Here is a 19,415-nt window from a genome sequence, read left to right as displayed (position 1 = left end):
CCTGGGGGGCTTATACAAGGGCAGAAAAAAGAAAGGCACCGCGAGGGTGCCTGATGTTGAGTATGCGCAGATGGTGTTAATGCCTCTTATACTCGTCTTTTTCGTAATCGCCTGATTCAATCTTGGCAATGCCCGCTTCCAGAATCGAAATAAACTGGCGGGCAACATCGGTTGTTAACCATAACGTCTGACCGATTTCAGTCCCTTCCTGAGCGGCTCTGTTCGGGGTCTGGTAATGCAACCGGAGCATCAGTGCGTCATAGCTGTCTACGGTGCTGATGTCCCATCCGACCAGTGGATGGGTCTGGATGACTTCATTATTCTTTACCATCATAACCCCCTGTTTGGCGTGTTTTAATTAGACAACGACGTTCGAGGTTCAATGCGTGTTTTAATTTGAAGCCTTTTCAGTATATCAACAACCCGACCCGGTGATCGAAAAAATAAACACTCTGCAACATCTTTTTTGTAGTCATAGATTTTTCTTAAGGGAGTGGCGAAAAGATAAGCGACTCATTTCGCTAGGAAAATCAGATGTTACGGTTTTGCTTAAAATTGAAGCAAAAAAAGCCGGGGCGACCCGGCAATAACTTCAACTTCAGAGGGAAATTAATCGGTGATAAACCAATCGTCAGCGCTTTCCCAGGTCTCTTGCAGGATTTCGCTAACGCGGTCTTTATCTTCTTTCGCGCCGCCAAGGACGGAGAGATTATTTGCTGACGCATAACGGACAGAAATTTTATTTTCGCGATCGGGATAGTGGTCATTCAGACGGCGGGATAACTCACCTGCCAGCGCATCGATAGCGCCTGCAGGTAAAGATGTGGTTCTGGCAATCGTCACTTCAATGCGCATAACAGCCCCCTGTGTAAGATACTGTATGTTTATACAGTTAATCGGAACACATTACAACAGGGGGCATAAGAATATTTAGCGTTTTACCTGCCAGCGAACGGTTTCACCGGCGAGGAAGGGCACCAGCGTATCGTCCGCCAGCGCAATCGACTCCGGCACCACGCACTCTTCCCGCACCAGTTCAATAAACTCTTCATTCACCGGCAGGCCATAGAAGCGCGGCCCGTTGAGGGAGCAGAAGGCTTCGAAGTGCTGCAGCGCGTTCATCTCTTCAAACACCGTGGCGTAGCTGGCCAGCGCCGTTGGCGCATTGAAACAGCCTGCACAGCCGCAGCTCGCCTCTTTGCGATGGCGGGCATGCGGAGCCGAGTCGGTGCCGAGGAAGACGCGATCAAACCCGCTGGCGACCAGCTCACGCAGCGCCTGCTGGTGGATATTACGCTTGAGGATCGGTAAGCAGTAGAGGTGCGGGCGCACGCCGCCCACCAGCATATGGTTGCGGTTAAACAGCAAATGCTGCGGGGTGATGGTGGCGGCCAGCCGCTCATTGCCGTCGCGCACATAGTCGGCGGCATCTTTGGTGGTGATGTGCTCGAATACCACTTTCAGCTCCGGCAGCCGCTTGCGCAGCGGCTCCATCACTGTCTCGATAAAGCGCGCTTCACGATCGAAAATATCGATCTCCGCGTGGGTCACTTCGCCATGCACCAGCAGCGGCATGCCGAGCTTCTCCATACGCTCAAGCACCGGCATGATGGCATCAATACTGGTGACGCCGTGGCTGGAGTTGGTGGTGGCGTTTGCCGGGTAGAGCTTTGCTGCGGTAAAGACCTTTTCCGCAAAGCCGCGTTCGATCTCATCAGGATCCAGGCTGTCGGTCAGATAGCAGGTCATCAGCGGTTCGAAGTGCTGACCGGCAGGCACCGCGTCAAGGATGCGCTGACGATAGGCGATAGCCGCCTCAACGGTAGTTACAGGGGGAGCCAGGTTAGGCATCACAATGGCGCGGGCGTAGGTTTCGCTGGTCCACGGCACCACGGTTTTCAGCATATCGCCGTCGCGCAGATGGAGATGCCAGTCGTCAGGACGGCGGATTTTCAAAACCTGAGGTTGTGTCATTGGAGGGCTCCGGCTAAGTGAGAAAGGGCTGTTTTTGCCGGAGACCAAGCATAAGGGGAAACGTTTTCGTTTGCATCCTTTTCCTGAAAAAAAGGGCGCCAGGCGCCCAGTGATTCAGTCGGTAAGCGGGATGACAATCTCTCCCGGCTTCACCTCAATGCCTTTGGCATATTTCTTCGCCAGCGCTTCGCCTTTGGTACTGTCTTCTTTCAGCACATAGGCCGGGCGCTGGTTAAAGTAGTTGCGCAGAGACTGGTTCAGGTAAGGCATCACGGTTTGCAGCACGCTCTGCATCTTTTCCGGCGTTACCGTCGCGTCCACCACTTCCATCTCGTGCAGGTAGATTGCACCCTGATCCTTATCAAAGGTCGGCAGCGCTTTCAGCTTCAGCTTGATCACCGCTTTTTGATTACCGAACAACGAGGTCATATCCAGGTTGGCATCGCCCGTTAAGGTGATTTTATTTGGCTCTTCGCGGCCAATCGCGCTGGCAAGATTGCTGAGAACAATATGCGCATCAGCCACGCCCGGCACGCCAATATCTTTGGCGAAGTTATTCCGTTTCTCCAGGGCCTGGTTAATCTCCTGCTCGCTGATTGTGTATTGGGTCAGTTGATTGCACCCCACCAGCACGCCGCTCAGCATGAGTGCTGCGGCCAAAATCATCTTCTTCATGAATTCCTCAACGTGGTCCTGATGCCTCGATCGAGGTGTAGCATGCGCGACGGCCGACGCAAAGGCCAGCAGAAAATACTTAAAGAAGGGGCGGAAGCGGGTCGCTTCCGCCATGAACGGCTTAGATAGCCATGGAAGAGAGAAGGTTAACCTGGGTCTGTTTCGCCATATTGTCGCGGTAATCGGCAACGCGGGTCGGCCACGTAATGCCGCTGACAATCGTCAGGTTACGCAGCAGCGGGAAGAGATGAATATCATCTTCCGACAGTTCGCCGTTAACGGCGTTCGGCTGCACGATGTGCTTCTCCAGCGCGCGCAGATCGTCGCTGATATTCTTCACCAGCCCGGCAGAGTGGGAGAGGTGATCGGCAAAATCGCCAATCGCCGCCTCTTTTTTGGCGGTGAAGTAGGCGCGTGCCTGCGGGGTGGAAAACTCGTCAAAGGGGGCCTGCGCGAAGCGCGGGATCAGCAGCTTATTAACGTAGCCATTCACCTTACGCAGCCACTCCTCGATCTTCGGATTGCGCGAGCCGGTCAGCAGCGGTTGACCGTCGAGCTTATCAACGTAGTGAACAATATCGAGGCTTTCGGGCAGGTAGCGGCTGTCATCTTTTTGCAGGATCGGCGCCATCTTCTGACCAATCATGCGGGTCGGCGTCGCTTCGTCATCGCTTTGCAGGACATGGAGTTCAACCGGGAGATTCTTAAGGCCGAAAATCATGCGGGCTTTTACACAGAAAGGGCAGTGATCGTAAATGTAGAGTTTCACGTTTCTCCTCCATACAGGTTTATCCATCACTAATCAGTATGGAAGAGAGGTAGAGGTGGCGCAAATCAGGCACCCGGTTCGAGCATCGGCGGCTGAACGCGGCGCGGGGCAAACTGCCACAGCAGAGCAAGGGAGGTGATAAGCCCAATCACGCCGAGCATTATCCACGGCAGCTCCGGCTGGCGAAAGGCTTTCCCGGCGTCAAACAGCCAGCCGCCGCCAGCGTAGCCAAGCGCGCCGCCAAAGGCCAGACCTAAGCGGCTAAAGCCCATATAGCTGCCGCGCGCCCGCGCATCGGCCAGCTGAGCGCTCAGGGTTTCCCGTGCCGGTTCGGCGATAATCGAGCCGATATAGAAGGTGCAGATAAGTGTAAAAAGCTGTTGCAGGGAGCCGACCATGCCCATCGGAAAGAGGCTGAATGACATCACCACCAGGCCGAACATCAGGCGCTGCTCAAGGCGAAAGCGCTTTTCGCTCCAGCGCGCAATCGGGTAGAGCAGCGTCAGCGAGAGACAGGCCTCAATGGCGTACATCCATTTAACCGGCGTCGGCGATCCGGCAACGTCGTTGACCATAATCGGCAGCATCAGCATCACCTGTACCGCCAGCATGTAGTAACCGCTGAGTGTTAAGACATAGGTGACGAACTTCTTGTCACGCAGCACGCGGGCTAAGCCTTCGCGCACCGGTGTTTTCACCGTCGACAGCTTCCATGCTGGCAGCAGCCAGGCGTTAAAGCCCGCGCAGAGGATAAACATCAGCGCCCCGGCGGCACACACCAGACGGAAATCATACTGCAGCAGCTGGCTGCCGAGCAGCGCGCCGATAACCGCCCCGGCGCTATCCTGCATCATCAGCAGCGAGAAGAAGCGACCGCGCTGGCGCGGACGCACCAGTTTGACCACCAGCGCTGAACGCGGCGGGTCGAACAGCGTGCCGCCAAGCCCGGAAAGGATACAGGAGAGCCATAGCACCCACGGCTCATGCGCCATTCCCATCGCCGCGAATCCTGCTGCGCGCATCAGCATGCCGGTGACAATCAGCGGTTTTGCGCCAAAGCGGTCGGCGATCGCGCCGCCAAACATGCCTAGCCCCTGCTGAATAAACTGACGCAGGCCGAGCGCGATCCCGACCATCAGCGCGGCCCAGCCAAGTTGATCAACAAAACGAATGGAAATCAGGGGGAAGACAACAAAAAAACCGAGCACCACCAAAAAATTATCGACCAGCAGGAAATATTTACCCAGGCTCCTTGCCTGCGAGATGCGCGCCATTTCCCCTCCGGGAAATCAGAAAAAGGTGACGCCTCTATTCTGCGGCTTCGGCAACCGTTTTCACACATTCACCGCGACAATATTTTTTTATCAAGGCGGGCGTTTGATTGAGACTTTTCATCGAAAAGGGGGCGCGGCGCAGAAAATGCCATGTTGCTGTTTTCACAGAGTCGCAGAGCAAAGGTATAGTAAAGAGAAGGGGTAAAAAAAGCCGCGAAACGAAGGAGTGGTAAACATGTTTGGCTATCGCAGTAATGTGCCGAAAGTACGCTTGGTAACGGACAGATTAGTGGTGCGCCTGGTTCACGAGCGCGATGCGTGGCGGCTTGCGGATTATTACGCGGAAAATCGCCAGTTTTTAAAACCCTGGGAGCCCGTTCGCGATGAGAGCCACTGTTACCCTTCCGGCTGGCAGGCGCGTCTGGGGATGATCAATGAGTTTCATAAACAGGGCTCTGCTTTTTACTTCGCCCTGCTCGATCCCGAAGAGAAAGAGATTGTCGGCGTTGCCAACTTTTCCAACGTGGTGCGCGGCTCGTTTCACGCCTGTTATCTCGGCTACTCCATCGGCCAGAAGTGGCAGGGGCAAGGGTTGATGTTTGAAGCCCTGACATCCGCCATTCGCTATATGCAGCGCACGCAACATATGCACCGCATAATGGCCAACTATATGCCGCACAATAAACGCAGCGGCGACTTGCTGGCGCGCCTCGGGTTCGAAAAAGAGGGCTATGCCAAATCCTATTTATTGATCGATGGGCAGTGGCGCGACCACGTCCTCACCGCATTAACCGCCCAGGAGTGGACTCCGGGACGATAAGGAGCAGAGATGAAGTATCAACTCACCGCCATCGAGGCGCGGGTTATCGGCTGCCTGCTGGAGAAGCAGGTCACTACGCCGGAGCAGTATCCGCTCTCCATCAACGGCGTGGTGACGGCCTGTAATCAAAAAACCAACCGCGAGCCGGTGATGAACCTGAGCGAGCACGAGGTCCAGGATGTGCTTGATGAGCTGGTAAAGCGCCACTATCTGCGCACCGTTAGCGGTTTTGGTAATCGGGTGACCAAATATGAGCAGCGCTTCTGCAACTCAGAATTTGGCGATCTGAAGTTAAGCCCGGCAGAGGTGGCGCTTATCGCCACGCTATTGCTGCGCGGGCCGCAAACGCCGGGCGAACTGCGTGGCCGTGCGGAACGCATGCACCGTTTTGCTGATATGGCCGAGGTGGAAAACGCCCTTGAGCAGCTGGCAAACCGTGAAGATGGCCCTTGTGTCGTGCGTCTGCCGCGCGAGCCGGGCAAGCGTGAAAGCCGCTATATGCACCTCTTCAGTGGCGATATGCAGACACTGATCAATGTAGTGGAAGCCGTTGCGCCCTCAGAGCAGACCCTTGAGGCGCGCGTTGAGGCGCTGGAGAGTGAGGTCGCGGAACTGAAGCAGCGTCTCGATTCGTTGCTGGCACATTTAGGGGATTAAGCGTGACGATATTACGGATTGGTGTAGTAGGGCTGGGCGGTATCGCGCAGAAAGCCTGGTTGCCGGTACTCGGCGCGGCAACGGAGTGGACGCTGGCGGCGGCCTGGTCGCCGACGCGGGACAAAGCCCTGCGGGTGTGTGAAACCTGGCGCATTCCTTATGCAGATTCGCTGGCGTCGCTGGCGGCGCAGTGCGATGCGGTCTTCGTGCACACCTCAACCGCCTCGCACTATGCGGTGGTGAGCGAGCTGCTCAACCTTGGCGTGCATGTCTGCGTCGATAAGCCGCTGGCGGAAAACCTGAAAGATGCCGAGCGCTTAGTCGAGCTGGCGGCGCGCAAAAAACTGACGCTGATGGTTGGCTTTAACCGCCGTTTCTCGCCGCTCTACCGCGAGTTGAAACAGCAGATGCCGCAGGCGGCGTCGCTGCGCATGGATAAACACCGCGCCGACAGCGTCGGGCCGCACGACCTGCGCTTTACGCTGCTTGATGACTATCTGCATGTGGTCGACACCGCGCTATGGCTGGCGGGCGGTCGCGTGCAGATCCAGAGCGGCACGCTGCAAACCACCGACGACGGCGCAATGCTCTATGCCGAGCACCACTTCAGCGCCGACACGCTGCACATCACTACCAGTATGCACCGGCGGGCGGGCAGCCAGCGCGAGTGGGTGCAGGCAGTGACTGATGGCGGGCTGGTGGATATTACCGATATGCGCGAGTGGCGCGAAGAGCGCGGGCAGGGGATTATTGCGCGCCCAATTCCCGGCTGGCAGAGCGTGCTGGAGCAGCGCGGTTTTGCCGGCTGCGCGCGCCACTTTATCGAGTGTGTGCAAAATCAGACGGTTCCGGAAACCGCGGGCGAGCAGGCGATCCTGGCGCAACGCGTGGTGGAGAAGCTCTGGCGCGAGGCGATGAGTGAATAATGCGGGGTAACGCAGGCGATAGTAATTCGCTTTTTTCCCTGTAGACTAAGCGCTTCGCTGTATCCCAACGCCTGCATAGCAGGCGTTGTGTCTTATGGAAACCAGAATGAACCTACTCAAATCGCTGGCGGCAGTCAGCTCCATGACAATGTTTTCCCGCGTGCTGGGTTTTGCGCGCGATGCCATTGTGGCACGGGTGTTTGGCGCAGGGATGGCGACGGACGCCTTCTTTGTCGCCTTTAAACTGCCCAACCTGTTACGGCGTATTTTTGCCGAGGGCGCCTTTTCCCAGGCCTTTGTGCCGATCCTCGCCGAGTACAAAAGCAAACAGGGCGAAGATGCCACCCGCGTCTTTGTCGCCTATGTTTCCGGCCTGCTGACCCTTGCGCTGGCGATAGTCACCGTTATCGGGATGCTCGCCGCGCCCTGGGTTATCCTCGTTACCGCGCCGGGGTTTGCCGATACGGCAGATAAATTCAACCTCACCTCGCAGCTGTTGCGCATTACCTTTCCCTATATTCTGCTGATCTCGCTGGCGTCGCTGGCAGGGGCGATCCTCAATACCTGGAACCGCTTTTCGGTACCGGCGTTTGCACCCACCTTTCTCAATGTCAGCATGATTGGTTTTGCGCTATTTGCCGCGCCTTACTTCCATCCGCCGGTGCTGGCGCTGGCCTGGGCGGTGACCGTCGGTGGCGTGCTGCAACTGGTCTATCAACTGCCGCATCTGAAGAAGATTGGCATGCTGGTGCTGCCGCGTATCAACCTGCGCGATGCGGGTGCAATGCGTGTGGTGAAGCAGATGGGGCCAGCGATCCTCGGCGTCTCCGTCAGCCAGATCTCGCTTATCATCAACACCATATTCGCCTCGTTCCTCGTCTCCGGCTCCGTGTCGTGGATGTATTACGCCGACCGCTTAATGGAGTTCCCCTCCGGTGTGCTGGGCGTAGCGCTCGGGACGATCCTGCTGCCATCGCTGTCGAAAAGCTTCTCCAGCGGCAATCAGGAGGAGTATTGCCGCTTGATGGACTGGGGCCTGCGCCTCTGTTTCCTGCTGGCGCTTCCCAGTGCAGTGGCGCTCGGCATTCTCGCCAAGCCGTTGACCGTTTCGCTGTTCCAGTACGGCAAATTCACCGCTTTTGATGCGGCAATGACCCAGCGCGCGCTGATCGCCTATTCGGTCGGATTGATGGGGTTGATCGTGGTGAAGGTGCTGGCACCGGGTTTCTATTCACGCCAGGACATTAAAACGCCGGTCAAAATCGCCATAGTGACGCTGCTGATGACCCAGGTGATGAACCTGGCATTTATCGGCCCGCTGAAGCATGCCGGGCTGTCGCTGTCGATTGGTCTGGCGGCCTGTCTCAATGCCAGCCTGCTCTACTGGCAGCTGCGTAAGCAGAAGATCTTTACCCCGCAGCCGGGCTGGAGCCGTTTTCTGCTTCGTCTGGTAATTGCCGTGGTAGTTATGGCCGCCGCGCTGGTAGGGATGTTGTATGTGATGCCTGACTGGGCGACAGGAACAATGCCGTACCGCTTGCTGCGCCTGATGATAGTGGTTGGGGCGGGTATTGTTGCTTACTTTGTTACCCTTGCACTGCTCGGGTTTAAAGTGAAAGAGTTCGCGCGCCGGACGGTATAAAAAGCAACGCAAAAAGCCAGGGGAGACCCTGGCCTGTTTACGACGGCGTGCTCACGCTATCGTCGGACTAAATCGCGATCTTCTTGCCGCCGCGATTGGCGGATGAGGCATAGCCATTCGCACCGTAGAGGCTCGGTTCCTGATGCGGTTTCAGGACTTCCAGTGCCTGCTGGTTGCGCGCGATTTGCCCCTCCAGCAGCCAGCCGTTGTGCTGGTTGAGGTCGCGTAAATGCTGCGTTTTCTGCGTGATGATCTGCCAGCGATTGGCAACATCGCCAGAGGCGTTTTGTTGCGTTTTCTGTTCGGCACGACGCTGCTGCTCAAGGTAGTCCAGCGTCGCGAGCAAGGAGCTTTTCTCCTCCGTAATGCGCTGTAGCGCGCTGCCATTGAGATGGCCAACGGAAAGCTGTTTTTGCTCAGTATCCATCACGTCTTTCAGAGCGCTCAGGATAACTGTCATTTGATCAAGAATATCTGACAGTCGATTCATACGGTTATTTACTCTGTAAGTAACTCTTCGCTTCGTTAATCAGGGCATCAGCAATTTTGCCGGTGTCCATTTTGAGTTCACCATTACGAATCGCGGTTTTCAGTTTTTCAACGCGTTCCATATTGATGTCGTTAGCGCCCGCCTGCATCAGCTTGGTTTGGGAACCGCTGAGCGTGACGTTGGTGCTGTTTGCCGTCGCGGCAGTTTCCTGACGCGCTTTCTGCGTCTGGGTTTCGTTAGTCTCACGCTGTTGAACGGTGTTAACCGGCTTCAGGGAAGAGGTACGATCGATGCTCATAATGTTTCCTCATTGAGGTTCGCGGCGTTTCGGGCCAGATTTCTTCAGTCTTACTAACTTATCGGCAGATAGCATTAGTTCTTTAAGCAATTTATAGGTTAATAAGAATATTCCCATCAGAATTAACCGTACCGCTAACTATCTGCCCTGAAGCCATGCGAACACGCGCATTTTGCGCCACTGCCGCATTGTTCATCGCCTGACCTTCGCTGTTCACACTAAAGCCATCTCCGGACGCTACAACCTGTACGCGCTGGCCGGCTTTAATCCGCCATGCCTGACGCACCATTGAGAGCTGAATTGCCTGACCCGGCGCCAGATCGCGCAAACTTACCGCATCCTGCGCCATGTTGATATCGAGCATGGTTCTTGGCGGCAACTGATCGAGGCGGCCGCGCTGTAACGCCACGCTGCCGGGCTGCAATGTCGCGCCGCGTGCAACAGGCTGCACCGCCACGACATAGTTGCCGGTCGCCTGGACTTCGACCTGCACAAAGCGTTTCGTGCCCGCGCAGTTCGCCATCACATTCATATTGCCCCACAGCTTCGCGCCGCCCACCACGCTCAGGGTAGGCTGATCGCACGCCGGTAACTGGCTTTGCGGGGTGCGAATGTTTACCACCACCTCATCGCTAAAGCCAGCCAGACGCTGGGCGAAAAGCGACGTCAGTTGCGCCTGCAGATCCGCTGCCTGAGAAAAGGGGCTTAATAACAATAAGATTGCGGCTACACCGCCTTTCAACGTCTTCATCGCAAAACATGCCTGTTGAACCAGATGAGGAGATTTTAACCGCTTTGCAAATCTATCAACGCAAAAAATAGCGACGCATTTTGCCCTTATTCCAACGATAAGTTTGCAAGGGGCGATTTAAGCTGTTGGCTAAATAATTGTCATCAGTGAGGGAGCCATGCTCGATAAACTTGATGCCGCACTGCGCTTTCAACAGGAAGCGCTGAACCTGAGCGCCCAGCGCCAGGAGATTCTGGCAGCAAATATTGCTAACGCCGACACCCCAGGGTTTCAGGCGCGCGATATGGATTTTTCCAGTGAATTAAAAAAAGTGATGGAGCGCGGTCGGGCTGAAGGCAGCGGTGTATCGCTGGCGCTCACCTCTTCGCGCCACATTCCGGCGCAGGCGATGACCGGCCCGTCTACCGATCTGCTTTATCGCATTCCCGATCAACCATCGCTGGATGGCAACACCGTCGATATGGATCGTGAACGTACCCAGTTCGCCGACAACAGCGTCAAATACCAGACCGGGTTGACCGTGCTGGGCGGGCAGATCAAAAGCATGATGAGTGTTCTGCAACAGGGGAACTAATTAAATGGCATTACTGAATATCTTTGATGTCGCAGGCTCCGCGCTGACCGCACAGTCCAAACGTATGAACGTCGCCGCCAGTAACCTGGCAAACGCCGACAGCGTAACCGGACCGGATGGCCAGCCGTATCGCGCTAAACAGGTTGTCTTTCAGGTCGATGCAGCACCGGGCCAGGCAACGGGCGGCGTAAAAGTGGCGGATGTGATTGAAAGCCAGGCGCCGGACAAGCTGGTGTATGAACCTGGTAATCCGCTGGCAGATGCAAGCGGCTACGTAAAAATGCCTAACGTCGATGTCGTGGGCGAAATGGTCAACAGCATGTCCGCGTCGCGCAGCTACCAGGCGAACGTTGAAGTGCTGAACACCGTGAAGAGCATGATGCTCAAAACGCTCACTCTCGGTCAGTAAAGGGGCCCCGTATGTCTATCAGCGTAAATATTAACGACCCGATTAACAACGGCGTCTCGACGACCAGCAAAACGTCCGGTACCACGGCTACCGGCACTAACAGCGCATCCGACCTTCAGGGCAGCTTTTTGACGCTGCTGGTTGCGCAGTTAAAGAACCAGGATCCCACCAACCCGCTGCAGAACAACGAGCTGACCACGCAGCTGGCGCAGATCAGCACCGTAAGCGGGATTGAGAAACTGAATACCACCCTCGGCTCCATCTCCGGACAGCTTGATAACAATCAGTCGCTGCAGGCGAGCACCCTGATTGGTCACGGCGTGATGATCCCGGGACAGACCGTGCTGGTGGGCAAAGGAACATCCACGCCGTTTGGCGTAGAACTGACGCAGACTGCCGACAAAGTGACCGCCATCGTGAGCGATAAGAGCGGTACGCCGGTACGGACTATTGAACTCGGCGGTCTGAAAGCTGGCGTCCACACCTTCAGTTGGGACGGCAAAATGACAGATGGCAGCGTAGCACCGGATAACTCATATACGGTGTCTATCGCGGCCAGCTCCGGCACAACGCAGCTGGTTGCACAACCGCTGCAGTTTGCGCTGGTACAGGGTGTGACCCGCGGCGACAAGGGAAGCACACTGGATTTAGGTACTTACGGAAGTACCACACTCGACGAAGTACGACAGATTATTTAAAGCCTTCATACTTATCAGGAGTAAGTCATGGCCTTTTCACAAGCGGTCAGCGGCCTGAATGCTGCGGCCACCAACCTCGATGTCATTGGTAACAACATTGCCAACTCCGCCACCTATGGCTTTAAATCCGGATCTGCGTCCTTCGCCGATATGTTTGCCGGTTCTAAAGTAGGTCTCGGCGTTAAAGTGGCTGGTATTACTCAGGACTTCGCTGACGGCACCACCACCAACACCGGTCGTGGCCTCGACGTCGCGCTGAGCGGCAACGGTTTCTTCCGTGTGACCGACAGCAACGGTTCTGTTTACTACAGCCGTAACGGTCAGTTCAAACTCGACGAAAACCGCAACCTGGTTAACATGCAGGGTATGCAGGTGACCGGTTTCCCGGTAGCCGGCACACCGCCTGCGGTGCAGAGCGGCGCGAACCCGTCTGCCATCACCATCCCGAACACCCTGATGGCGGCGAAAGCCACCACCACGGCGGCGATGCAGATGAACCTGAACTCAACGGACTCCACCCCGACGGTTAGCCCGTTCGATCCGACGAACTCAGACTCCTACAACAAAAAAGGCACTGTCACCACCTATGACAGCCTGGGTAACTCCCACGCCGTTGACGTTTACTACGTTAAAAACAGTGCCAACAAATGGGATGTCTACACCCAGGACTCCAGCGTAGCGGGCTCTTCTTACCAGAAAGCCGCGCAGATGACCTTTACCAGCAATGGTACGCTCTCTGCGGTCAACAACTACACCGAAGTCTCTCCGGCGACCTCTCCGCGTACCTGGAACCTGTCGGCGACCGCTAACGCTCAGCCGCAGATCGATATCAACCTGGCCAGCCTGAACGGTTCTGCGCCGGGCACTTTCAGCCTGAGCTTCCTGAACTCAATGCAGCAGAACACCGGCACCAGCGGTGTAGTGGCTATCAACCAGAACGGTTACGCGCCGGGTTCACTGGTGAGCTACGCCATCAACGATGACGGCACCGTTGTCGGTAGCTACTCCAACGAACAGTCGCAGCTGCTGGGTCAGATCGTGCTGGCGAACTTCGCCAACAACGAAGGCCTGCAGTCTCAGGGTGACAACGTCTGGTCCGCTACCAACTCCTCTGGTGTTGCGCTGCTCGGCACCGCTGGCACTGGTAACTTCGGCAAGCTGACTAACGGCGCGCTGGAAGCCTCAAACGTGGATCTGAGTAAAGAACTGGTCAACATGATCGTCGCGCAGCGTAACTATCAGTCGAACGCGCAGACCATCAAAACCCAGGACCAGATCCTTAACACGCTGGTTAACCTGCGTTAATCGACTGACGGGACGGCTTAATGGATCACGCAATATATACCGCGATGGGCGCAGCCAGCCAGACGCTGAATCAGCAGGCTGTCACCGCCAGCAACCTCGCGAATGCTTCCACACCGGGCTTTCGCGCCCAGCTGAACGCGCTGCGTGCGGTGCCGGTAGAGGGGCTTTCTCTGCCTACCCGCACGCTGGTGGTGGCCTCCACGCCTGGCGCCGATATGACGCCGGGTCAACTGGACTACACCTCACGCCCGCTTGACGTGGCGTTGCAGCAGGATGGTTGGCTGGCAGTGCAAACGGCGGACGGCTCGGAAGGTTACACCCGTAACGGCAATATCCAGGTGAGCCCGACCGGTCAGTTGACGATTCAGGGCCATCCAGTGATTGGCGAAGGCGGTCCGATCGCCGTACCGGAAGGGGCGCAGGTCACCATCGCCGCCGACGGTACGATTTCGGCGCTCAACCCTGGCGACGCGGCGAATACCATCGCGCCTGTCGGCAAGCTGAAGCTGGTAAAAGCAGAACCGCGCGAAATAGTGCGCGGTGATGACGGTCTTTTCCGTCTGAGCCAGAGCGCGCAGGCGACCCGTGGCGCAACGTTGCAGCCTGACCCCTCCATTCGCGTGCAGTCTGGCGTACTGGAAGGCAGTAACGTGAAACCGGTCGAGTCGATGACCGATATGATCGCCAGTGCGCGCCGTTTCGAAATGCAGATGAAGATCATCAGCAGCGTCGATGAAAACGAGCAGCGTGCTAACCAATTGCTGTCAATGGGCTAATAAACAGGACTACATATGATCAGTTCATTATGGATCGCAAAAACCGGCCTCGACGCCCAACAAACCAATATGGATGTCATCGCCAACAACCTGGCGAACGTCAGCACCAATGGTTTTAAGCGTCAGCGTGCGGTATTTGAAGATTTGATGTACCAGACGATCCGCCAGCCAGGCGCGCAATCATCTGAACAGACAACGCTGCCTTCCGGTCTGCAGATCGGTACCGGTGTGCGTCCGGTCGCCACCGAACGTCTGCACAGCCAGGGCAACCTGTCTCAGACCAACAACAGCAAAGATGTCGCCATTAAAGGCCAGGGCTTCTTTGAAGTTCTGCTGCCGGACGGCACCTCTGCTTACACCCGCGACGGCTCTTTCCAGGTGGATCAGAACGGCCAGCTGGTAACAGCAGGCGGTTTCCAGGTGCAACCGGCAATCACCATCCCGGCGAACAGCCTGGGCATCACCATCGGTCGCGATGGTGTGGTCAGCGTGACGCAGCAGGGCGCGGCAGCACCGGTGCAGGTTGGCCAGTTAAACCTCACCACCTTTATGAACGACACCGGGCTTGAGAGCATTGGTGAGAACCTCTACACCGAAACCCAGTCTTCCGGCGCGCCAAACGGCACCACGCCTGGCCTGAACGGTGCAGGTTTGCTCTACCAGGGATTTGTGGAAACTTCCAACGTAAACGTCGCGGAAGAGCTGGTGAACATGATCCAGGTTCAGCGCGCTTACGAAATTAACAGTAAAGCAGTATCGACCACCGATCAGATGCTGCAAAAACTGACGCAACTCTAAGGCGTTATCCGGTGCGGTAACCGCCGCACCGGAACCCTGATCTCGAAGATGAATGCAATGCAAAAATACGCCGTCCGCAGCTACCCGATAATGGCTTTAGTGGCATTAACCCTGACCGGGTGTGCCTGGGTCCCTTCTACACCACTGGTGCAGGGGGCAACGACAGCTCAACCGATGCCCGGCCCCATTCCGGTGGTCAATGGCTCGATTTATCAGACCGCGCAGCCGATTAACTACGGCTATCAGCCGCTGTTTGAAGATCGTCGTCCGCGCAACATTGGCGATACGCTGACTATCGTACTGCAGGAAAACGTGAGCGCCAGCAAGAGCTCGTCGGCCAACGCCAGTCGTGATGGTAAAGCCAGTTTTGGCGTAGACACCACACCGCGTTATCTCGAAGGTCTGTTTGGCAATGCTCGTGCCGATCTGGGTGCCTCGGGCAGCAACTCCTTCGGGGGTAAAGGCGGCGCCAACGCCAGTAACACCTTTAGCGGCACGTTGACCGTGACCGTCGATCAGGTGCTGATCAATGGCAATTTACATGTTGTGGGTGAAAAACAGATTGCCATCAACCAGGGCACTGAGTTCATCCGCTTCTCCGGTGTCGTGAACCCACGCACCATCAGCGGCAGCAACAGCGTTCCTTCCACCCAGGTGGCGGACGCGCGCATCGAGTACGTCGGCAACGGCTACATCAACGAAGCGCAGAATATGGGCTGGCTGCAGCGTTTCTTCCTTAACTTATCGCCGATGTAACCGGGGTGAACAATGTTTAAATATTTGACTGGTATGGTGTTAGTGCTGATGGCGACCTTCGCCCAGGCTGACCGTATCCGGGATCTCACCAGTGTACAGGGCGTACGTGAAAACTCCTTAATTGGCTACGGGCTGGTGGTTGGCCTGGATGGTACGGGCGACCAGACCACCCAGACACCGTTTACTACCCAGACGCTGAACAACATGCTCTCGCAGATGGGTATTACCGTCCCGCAGGGCACCAACATGCAGCTGAAAAACGTGGCGGCAGTCATGGTCACGGCGCAGCTTCCGGCCTTTGGCCGCCAGGGGCAGACCATCGACGTGGTGGTCTCCTCAATGGGTAACGCCAAAAGCCTGCGCGGCGGTACGCTGCTGATGACCCCGCTGAAGGGCGTCGACAGCCAGGTCTATGCGCTGGCGCAGGGCAACATCCTCGTTGGCGGCGCGGGCGCATCAGCCGGCGGCAGCAGCGTGCAGGTCAACCAGCTTAACGGTGGTCGCATTACCGGCGGCGCGGTGATTGAGCGTGAGTTGCCGAACCAGTTCGGGGCCACGAACAGCATCAACCTGCAGCTGAACCAGGAAGACTTCACCATGGCGCAGCAGATTGCTGACACCATCAACCGCGCACGCGGTTATGGCAGCGCCACCGCGCTGGATGGCCGTACCGTTCAGGTGCGCGTCTCTTCCGGCGGCAGCTCTCAGGTTCGTGCGCTGGCGGATATCCAGAATATGGAAGTCGGCACCACGCAGCAGGATGCGAAAGTGATTGTTAACTCGCGTACCGGCTCGGTGGTGATGAACCGCGAAGTGTCGCTGGATAGCTGCGCCATTGCGCAGGGTAACCTCTCGGTCACCGTCAACCAGCAGAACAACGTTAGCCAGCCGAATACACCGTTTGGCGGCGGCCAGACCGTGGTAACACCGCAAACGCAGATTGACCTGCGCCAGAGCGGCGGCTCGCTGCAGAGCGTACGCTCCAGCGCCAATCTTAATAGCGTTGTGCGTGCCCTTAACGCCCTGGGTGCCTCGCCAATGGAGCTGATGTCGATTCTGCAGGCAATGCAGAGCGCCGGTTGCCTGCGTGCGAAACTGGAGATCATCTAATGTTGACCGACAGCCGAATGTTGACCAGCGCGGCATGGGACGCGCAATCGCTGAATGAACTGAAGTCAAAAGCCGGACAGGATCCGGCTGCCAACCTGCGCCCGGTGGCGCGTCAGGTGGAGGGGATGTTCGTGCAGATGATGCTGAAAAGCATGCGCGAAGCGTTACCGAAAGACGGGATTTTCAGCAGTGATTCAACGCGGCTGTATACCAGCATGTATGACCAGCAGATCGCTCAGCAGATGACCGCCGGTAAAGGCCTCGGTCTCGCCGATATGATGGTGAAACAGATGACCGGCGATCAGGCGCCGGTCGATCCGGCTGACCAGATGCAGCAGGTGCCGATGAAGTTCCCGCTGGAGACCGTCAACACCTATCAAAACCAGGCGCTCACACAGCTTGTGCGCAAAGCGATACCCAAAGTACCGGATGCCGATGACGTTTCCGAAGCGGGTAGCGGGCAGGCACTCTCCGGCGACAGTAAAGACTTCCTCGCCCAGCTTTCGCTCCCGGCGCGGCTGGCGAGCCAGCAGAGCGGCGTGCCGCACCACCTGATCCTCGCGCAGGCTGCGCTGGAATCGGGCTGGGGCCAGCGGCAGATCCCGCGTGAGAACGGCGAGCCGAGCTACAACATCTTCGGCGTGAAAGCGACCTCAAGCTGGAAAGGGCCGACGACCGAAATCACCACCACCGAGTATGAAAACGGTGAGGCGGTGAAGGTGAAAGCCAAATTCCGTGTGTATAGCTCTTACCTTGAAGCGCTCTCCGACTATGTCGGCATGTTGACGCGCAACAAACGTTACGCGGCGGTAACCACCGCGGCAACGGCGGAGCAGGGCGCACAGGCGTTGCAGAGCGCCGGTTACGCCACCGATCCGCACTATGCCCGTAAGCTGACCTCAATGATCCAGCAGCTTAAATCGATGGGTGAGAAAGTGAGCAAGGCGTACAGCACAGATACACAAAATCTGTTCTAAAACGTCTCAAGTTTCACTCAGGGTTGCCGATAATCTTCAACAGGACTCATGTCTGAAAGTGTATAAGGAACCTCCATGTCCAGTTTGATTAACAGCGCAATGAGCGGGCTTAGCGCAGCCCAGGCCGCGCTCAATACCGCCAGTAATAACATTGCGAGTTATAACGTCGCGGGCTATACCCGTCAGACGACGGTGTTGACCAGTTCGAACAGCACGCTGACTGGTAGCGGCTACGTGGGCAATGGTGTCACCGTGACTGGCGTTCAGCGTGAGTATGACGCCTTTATTACCAACCAGCTGCGCGCGGCGCAAAACCAGAACAGCGGGTTGACCACGCGTTACGAGCAGATGTCAAAAATTGACGATGTGCTGTCGGATACCACCAACTCCCTGTCGAGCAGCCTGCAGAGCTTCTTCTCCAGCATGCAGACGCTGGTGAGTAACGCCTCCGATCCGTCGTCGCGCCAGGCGCTGCTCGGCAAAGCCGACGGTCTGGTAAACCAGTTTAAAGTGGCCGATCAGTATCTGCGTGACCAGGATAAACAGGTCAACTTATCTATCGCCACCAGCGTTGATCAGATCAACAACTACTCGAAGCAGATCGCCAACCTCAACCAGCAGATCTCTAAACTGACGGCGGTAGGTGCAGGCTCATCGCCAAACGACCTGCTCGATCAGCGCGATCAGCTGGTCAGCGAACTGAACAAAGTCGTGGGTGTGGAAGTCAGCACCCAGGATGGCAGCTATAACGTCAGCATGGGTAACGGCATTACTCTGGTGCAGGGTAAGGAAGCGCGTCAACTGGCGGCGGTGCCTTCCAGCGCCGATCCGGCACGTACCACGCTGGCGTATGTCGATAAGATTGCCGGCAATGTCGAGATCCCGGAAAAGCAGGTGACCACCGGTTCACTCGGCGGCCTGCTCTCATTCCGCACGCAGGATCTGGACCAGGCGCGTAATACGCTGGGCCAGCTGGCGCTCTCGTTCGCCGACTCCTTTAACCAGCAGCACGTTAAAGGCTTTGACGCAGACGGCGATGCGGGTGAGAAGTTCTTCAATATTGGCGGGCCTTCTGCCACGTCGAACAGCAAAAACAGCGGCGACGCTACGCTGACTGCGGCCGTAACCAACAGCTCTGCGGTACAGGCGACCGACTATAAAGTGGCTTTTGACGGCACGCAGTGGAACGTCACGCGTCTCTCCAATAACACCACCATCGCGGTAACGCCGGATACGACAGACGGCACGCTCAATTTTGATGGCCTGAAAGTCTCCATCAATAACGGCTCTACCGGCGCGAAAAAAGATGACAGCTTCACCATCCGTCCGGTGAGCAACGCGATTGTGAATATGAGCGTGGCGGTGACCGATGAGTCGAAAATCGCCATGGCGGGCGCGGCCGGTAACGGCGCGAGCGACAACCGCAACGGTCAGGATTTGTTAAAGCTGCAGAGCGCGAAAGTGGTCGGCGGGAACAAAACCTTTAACGATTCGTATGCCACGCTGGTGAGCGATGTCGGGAACAAAACCTCGACGCTGAAAACTAGCAGCGCGACACAGACTAACGTCGTGACCCAGTTGAGCAACCAGCAGCAATCTATCTCCGGGGTAAACCTCGATGAAGAGTACGGCAACCTGCAGCGTTTTCAGCAGTATTACCTGGCTAACGCCCAGGTGCTGAAGACCGCAAGCTCGTTGTTTGATGCCCTGCTGGCCATTCGTTAAGTAAGAGGTGA

23 protein-coding genes are annotated in these 19,415 nt (G+C 56.7%); 14 read left to right on the top strand and 9 right to left on the bottom strand.

What is annotated here, in order from left to right; all coding sequences use genetic code 11:
• Positions 1-76: 76 nt before the first annotated feature.
• The 6 genes from bssS to mdtH form a co-directional block, all read right to left on the bottom strand.
• Positions 77-331, bottom strand: coding sequence for a biofilm formation regulator BssS (bssS, locus tag IAE48_RS21270; protein WP_023481711.1), 255 nt, complete (start codon positions 329-331; stop codon positions 77-79).
• Positions 332-609: 278 nt separating this feature from the next.
• The gene (gene dinI / locus IAE48_RS21265; RefSeq protein WP_042714746.1) at positions 610-855 is read right to left on the bottom strand and encodes a DNA damage-inducible protein I; all 246 of its coding nucleotides are present in this window, start codon (positions 853-855) and stop codon (positions 610-612) included.
• Between the two features lie 75 nt (positions 856-930).
• Entirely contained in the window at positions 931-1,974 is a 1,044-nt protein-coding gene (gene pyrC, locus IAE48_RS21260; RefSeq protein ID WP_023481733.1) for a dihydroorotase, read from the bottom strand.
• A gap of 114 nt (positions 1,975-2,088) precedes the next feature.
• Positions 2,089-2,649: a lipoprotein gene (locus IAE48_RS21255; protein WP_200135514.1), complete on the bottom strand. Its 561-nt coding sequence runs from the start codon at positions 2,647-2,649 to the stop codon at positions 2,089-2,091.
• Positions 2,650-2,770: 121 nt separating this feature from the next.
• A complete protein-coding gene (gene grxB / locus IAE48_RS21250) occupies positions 2,771-3,418 on the bottom strand; it encodes a glutaredoxin 2 (protein WP_023481875.1) in 648 nt (215 codons plus the stop codon).
• Between the two features lie 65 nt (positions 3,419-3,483).
• A complete protein-coding gene (mdtH, locus tag IAE48_RS21245) occupies positions 3,484-4,692 on the bottom strand; it encodes a multidrug efflux MFS transporter MdtH (protein ID WP_200135513.1) in 1,209 nt (402 codons plus the stop codon).
• Between the two features lie 235 nt (positions 4,693-4,927).
• Between mdtH and rimJ the strand changes: the two genes are divergently transcribed.
• The 4 genes from rimJ (at position 4,928) to murJ (ending at position 8,737) form a co-directional block, all read left to right on the top strand.
• Positions 4,928-5,512 (top strand): ribosomal protein S5-alanine N-acetyltransferase, encoded by a 585-nt coding sequence (rimJ, locus tag IAE48_RS21240; RefSeq protein WP_076769679.1) that lies wholly within the window; start codon positions 4,928-4,930, stop codon positions 5,510-5,512.
• Between the two features lie 9 nt (positions 5,513-5,521).
• Positions 5,522-6,169 carry a YceH family protein gene (locus tag IAE48_RS21235; RefSeq protein ID WP_200135512.1) on the top strand — a complete coding sequence of 216 codons (648 nt, stop codon included), beginning with the start codon at positions 5,522-5,524 and terminating at the stop codon, positions 6,167-6,169.
• Positions 6,170-6,171: 2 nt separating this feature from the next.
• The gene (locus IAE48_RS21230) at positions 6,172-7,095 is read left to right on the top strand and encodes a Gfo/Idh/MocA family protein (protein WP_200135511.1); all 924 of its coding nucleotides are present in this window, start codon (positions 6,172-6,174) and stop codon (positions 7,093-7,095) included.
• 106 nt (positions 7,096-7,201) lie between these two features.
• Positions 7,202-8,737: a murein biosynthesis integral membrane protein MurJ gene (murJ, locus tag IAE48_RS21225; protein ID WP_139964968.1), complete on the top strand. Its 1,536-nt coding sequence runs from the start codon at positions 7,202-7,204 to the stop codon at positions 8,735-8,737.
• Positions 8,738-8,804: 67 nt separating this feature from the next.
• Here murJ and flgN read toward each other — a convergent pair whose 3' ends face one another.
• The 3 genes from flgN to flgA form a co-directional block, all read right to left on the bottom strand.
• On the bottom strand, positions 8,805-9,227 hold the full coding sequence (gene flgN, locus IAE48_RS21220) for a flagella biosynthesis chaperone FlgN (protein WP_023481860.1): 423 nt from the start codon (positions 9,225-9,227) through the stop codon (positions 8,805-8,807).
• 4 nt (positions 9,228-9,231) lie between these two features.
• Positions 9,232-9,525: a flagellar biosynthesis anti-sigma factor FlgM gene (flgM, locus tag IAE48_RS21215; RefSeq protein WP_042714118.1), complete on the bottom strand. Its 294-nt coding sequence runs from the start codon at positions 9,523-9,525 to the stop codon at positions 9,232-9,234.
• Positions 9,526-9,616: 91 nt separating this feature from the next.
• On the bottom strand, positions 9,617-10,276 hold the full coding sequence (flgA, locus tag IAE48_RS21210) for a flagellar basal body P-ring formation chaperone FlgA (protein WP_094420238.1): 660 nt from the start codon (positions 10,274-10,276) through the stop codon (positions 9,617-9,619).
• A gap of 157 nt (positions 10,277-10,433) precedes the next feature.
• Between flgA and flgB the strand changes: the two genes are divergently transcribed.
• The 10 genes from flgB to flgK all read left to right on the top strand — a co-directional run bounded on the left by flgB (position 10,434) and on the right by flgK (position 19,404).
• Entirely contained in the window at positions 10,434-10,850 is a 417-nt protein-coding gene (gene flgB, locus IAE48_RS21205; protein ID WP_023481616.1) for a flagellar basal body rod protein FlgB, read from the top strand.
• Positions 10,851-10,854: 4 nt separating this feature from the next.
• Positions 10,855-11,259, top strand: coding sequence for a flagellar basal body rod protein FlgC (gene flgC, locus IAE48_RS21200; protein ID WP_023481372.1), 405 nt, complete (start codon positions 10,855-10,857; stop codon positions 11,257-11,259).
• 11 nt (positions 11,260-11,270) lie between these two features.
• The gene (gene flgD / locus IAE48_RS21195) at positions 11,271-11,957 is read left to right on the top strand and encodes a flagellar hook assembly protein FlgD (protein ID WP_094420237.1); all 687 of its coding nucleotides are present in this window, start codon (positions 11,271-11,273) and stop codon (positions 11,955-11,957) included.
• A 27-nt stretch (positions 11,958-11,984) separates the two neighbouring features.
• Positions 11,985-13,262, top strand: a complete 1,278-nt coding sequence (gene flgE / locus IAE48_RS21190) for a flagellar hook protein FlgE (RefSeq protein ID WP_200135510.1) — start codon at positions 11,985-11,987, stop codon at positions 13,260-13,262.
• Between the two features lie 20 nt (positions 13,263-13,282).
• Positions 13,283-14,038 carry a flagellar basal body rod protein FlgF gene (locus IAE48_RS21185; protein ID WP_094420236.1) on the top strand — a complete coding sequence of 252 codons (756 nt, stop codon included), beginning with the start codon at positions 13,283-13,285 and terminating at the stop codon, positions 14,036-14,038.
• Positions 14,039-14,053: 15 nt separating this feature from the next.
• A complete protein-coding gene (gene flgG, locus IAE48_RS21180) occupies positions 14,054-14,836 on the top strand; it encodes a flagellar basal-body rod protein FlgG (protein ID WP_023481502.1) in 783 nt (260 codons plus the stop codon).
• Positions 14,837-14,893: 57 nt separating this feature from the next.
• Positions 14,894-15,592: a flagellar basal body L-ring protein FlgH gene (locus IAE48_RS21175; RefSeq protein WP_023481882.1), complete on the top strand. Its 699-nt coding sequence runs from the start codon at positions 14,894-14,896 to the stop codon at positions 15,590-15,592.
• Positions 15,593-15,604: 12 nt separating this feature from the next.
• A complete protein-coding gene (locus IAE48_RS21170; protein ID WP_023481768.1) occupies positions 15,605-16,702 on the top strand; it encodes a flagellar basal body P-ring protein FlgI in 1,098 nt (365 codons plus the stop codon).
• Positions 16,702-17,679, top strand: a complete 978-nt coding sequence (gene flgJ, locus IAE48_RS21165) for a flagellar assembly peptidoglycan hydrolase FlgJ (protein ID WP_094420235.1) — start codon at positions 16,702-16,704, stop codon at positions 17,677-17,679. Before IAE48_RS21170 ends, flgJ begins: the two co-directional genes overlap by 1 nt.
• A gap of 75 nt (positions 17,680-17,754) precedes the next feature.
• Positions 17,755-19,404, top strand: coding sequence for a flagellar hook-associated protein FlgK (gene flgK / locus IAE48_RS21160; RefSeq protein WP_128483196.1), 1,650 nt, complete (start codon positions 17,755-17,757; stop codon positions 19,402-19,404).
• The last annotated feature ends 11 nt before the right edge of the window (positions 19,405-19,415 follow it).

The sequence above is a fragment of the Kosakonia sp. S57 genome (genome assembly GCF_016516575.1).
Classification (GTDB): domain Bacteria; phylum Pseudomonadota; class Gammaproteobacteria; order Enterobacterales; family Enterobacteriaceae; genus Kosakonia; species Kosakonia cowanii.
The sequence above is the reverse complement of the archived record's forward strand: the minus strand, read 5'-3'. Positions and strand labels throughout refer to the sequence as shown.

Coding starts and splice junctions, on each gene's coding strand:
- flgA (WP_094420238.1), bottom strand. CDS start 10,276: ATGAAGACGTTGAAAGGCGGTGTAGCCGCAATCTTATTGTTATTAAGC.
- IAE48_RS21170 (WP_023481768.1), top strand. CDS start 15,605: ATGTTTAAATATTTGACTGGTATGGTGTTAGTGCTGATGGCGACCTTC.
- flgB (WP_023481616.1), top strand. CDS start 10,434: ATGCTCGATAAACTTGATGCCGCACTGCGCTTTCAACAGGAAGCGCTG.
- pyrC (WP_023481733.1), bottom strand. CDS start 1,974: ATGACACAACCTCAGGTTTTGAAAATCCGCCGTCCTGACGACTGGCAT.
- flgD (WP_094420237.1), top strand. CDS start 11,271: ATGTCTATCAGCGTAAATATTAACGACCCGATTAACAACGGCGTCTCG.
- IAE48_RS21255 (WP_200135514.1), bottom strand. CDS start 2,649: ATGAAGAAGATGATTTTGGCCGCAGCACTCATGCTGAGCGGCGTGCTG.
- flgE (WP_200135510.1), top strand. CDS start 11,985: ATGGCCTTTTCACAAGCGGTCAGCGGCCTGAATGCTGCGGCCACCAAC.
- flgN (WP_023481860.1), bottom strand. CDS start 9,227: ATGAATCGACTGTCAGATATTCTTGATCAAATGACAGTTATCCTGAGC.
- flgC (WP_023481372.1), top strand. CDS start 10,855: ATGGCATTACTGAATATCTTTGATGTCGCAGGCTCCGCGCTGACCGCA.
- flgM (WP_042714118.1), bottom strand. CDS start 9,525: ATGAGCATCGATCGTACCTCTTCCCTGAAGCCGGTTAACACCGTTCAA.
- IAE48_RS21175 (WP_023481882.1), top strand. CDS start 14,894: ATGCAAAAATACGCCGTCCGCAGCTACCCGATAATGGCTTTAGTGGCA.
- murJ (WP_139964968.1), top strand. CDS start 7,202: ATGAACCTACTCAAATCGCTGGCGGCAGTCAGCTCCATGACAATGTTT.
- flgG (WP_023481502.1), top strand. CDS start 14,054: ATGATCAGTTCATTATGGATCGCAAAAACCGGCCTCGACGCCCAACAA.
- bssS (WP_023481711.1), bottom strand. CDS start 331: ATGGTAAAGAATAATGAAGTCATCCAGACCCATCCACTGGTCGGATGG.
- rimJ (WP_076769679.1), top strand. CDS start 4,928: ATGTTTGGCTATCGCAGTAATGTGCCGAAAGTACGCTTGGTAACGGAC.
- flgJ (WP_094420235.1), top strand. CDS start 16,702: ATGTTGACCGACAGCCGAATGTTGACCAGCGCGGCATGGGACGCGCAA.
- dinI (WP_042714746.1), bottom strand. CDS start 855: ATGCGCATTGAAGTGACGATTGCCAGAACCACATCTTTACCTGCAGGC.
- flgK (WP_128483196.1), top strand. CDS start 17,755: ATGTCCAGTTTGATTAACAGCGCAATGAGCGGGCTTAGCGCAGCCCAG.
- IAE48_RS21185 (WP_094420236.1), top strand. CDS start 13,283: ATGGATCACGCAATATATACCGCGATGGGCGCAGCCAGCCAGACGCTG.
- mdtH (WP_200135513.1), bottom strand. CDS start 4,692: ATGGCGCGCATCTCGCAGGCAAGGAGCCTGGGTAAATATTTCCTGCTG.
- IAE48_RS21235 (WP_200135512.1), top strand. CDS start 5,522: ATGAAGTATCAACTCACCGCCATCGAGGCGCGGGTTATCGGCTGCCTG.